2 protein-coding genes are annotated in these 1,192 nt (G+C 28.8%); one reads left to right on the top strand and one right to left on the bottom strand.

Features of this window, described 5'->3' with window-relative positions:
• Window positions 1-25 precede the first annotated feature (25 nt).
• The gene (locus DIU01_RS07645) at window positions 26-523 is read right to left on the bottom strand and encodes a CvpA family protein (protein WP_290833135.1); all 498 of its coding nucleotides are present in this window, start codon (window positions 521-523) and stop codon (window positions 26-28) included.
• A gap of 152 nt (window positions 524-675) precedes the next feature.
• Here DIU01_RS07645 and DIU01_RS07640 point away from each other — a divergent pair, with 152 nt between their 5' ends.
• Window positions 676-1,032 (top strand): hypothetical protein, encoded by a 357-nt coding sequence (locus tag DIU01_RS07640; protein WP_290833134.1) that lies wholly within the window; start codon window positions 676-678, stop codon window positions 1,030-1,032.
• Window positions 1,033-1,192: the final 160 nt, after the last annotated feature.

Raw genomic sequence — 1,192 nt, 5'->3', positions numbered from 1 at the left:
GAAAACTGCGACTGAAAACTGACTACTAAACTTTACTTTTTAAATCCAAAAACCAATCTGTCAAAACCGGCAACATAAACTCAGATGTTTTTAAAATCGGATTGAAAAAAATAGAATTTTCCTGAGTTTCTTTACTAACTAAAGCATCGTCAATATTCACTTTTTGAAACAAACTTAATACAACGCCTAGCATTAAAACCGTTTTTAAAACAGCAAAAAATGCGCCACCCAATTTATTCAACCACCCTAAAAAAAGTGTACTAGCAATTCCAGAAAATACTTTGGCAAGTAAATGAATAGCCACAACAATCAAAACAAAAGTTAAGATAAAAGCAATTACTTTAACCGATTTTGAAGTTCCGTCACCAATCATATTTCCAAGTAAATGCGAGAATTTCACGGCAATATAGATTCCAACAAAAAACGAAATAACAGAGGCAAATTCTACAAAAAGTCCATTTTTTAAACCTCTAAAAATGCTATAACCTAGCAAAACAGCAAATACAATATCTAATAAACTCATAATTTCAAATTAAAAAACAAATATAGAAGAAATTCCAAAAGACAAATTCCAAATTCCAAAAAATCATTTTTGATAAACTATATTTGCAAATGGTTTTGAGTTTCAATACAAAATCTGAAATCAAAATTCGTTAATCGACAATCAAAAATCACATGTCTCGAGATATACAACTAAAAGAACGATGGGAAAAAGTCGTTGAAATACTATCCAATCAATTTTCGCAAGGAGAAGATTTAGATTTGGATGCCATAATTTACCTTATCGGAATTCAAGAATTAGGAAAATTTCATCGCGAATTCAAAAAAGACGAAAAAGTAAACCTAATGCACATCGCAATTTGTAGATTATTAGAACCTTATGGCTACTACGAATTTGATTTTGTAGACAAAGACGGATGGCCACATTACAAAGTAAAAGAAGAATTGCCACCATTAAAAGCAGGAGAACAGACCATTTTAATGAAAGATGCGATTGTCAATTATTTTATAGAAAAAGAACTTATTGATTAACTTTTTAATTGTGCAAAAGGAAATAAATATAATTCACGAGATTACACCTTATAAAAATAGAGTAAAATATTATATTCTAACTTTTATTGGAATTGTTTCTACAGTAGGTTTGTTTTTCTTGATAAATAACAAAGTTGAAGATTTTGGTTTAATAATTTTA

Origin of the sequence: Flavobacterium sp. (assembly GCF_003525665.1) — a bacterium.
Lineage (GTDB): Bacteria > Bacteroidota > Bacteroidia > Flavobacteriales > Flavobacteriaceae > Flavobacterium.
The sequence above is the reverse complement of the archived record's forward strand: the minus strand, read 5'-3'. Positions and strand labels throughout refer to the sequence as shown.

What these genes read in the sequence shown, in the direction of transcription:
- DIU01_RS07645 (WP_290833135.1), bottom strand. Translation starts at nt 523, where the DNA reads ATGAGTTTATTAGATATTGTATTTGCTGTTTTGCTAGGTTATAGCATT.
- DIU01_RS07640 (WP_290833134.1), top strand. Translation starts at nt 676, where the DNA reads ATGTCTCGAGATATACAACTAAAAGAACGATGGGAAAAAGTCGTTGAA.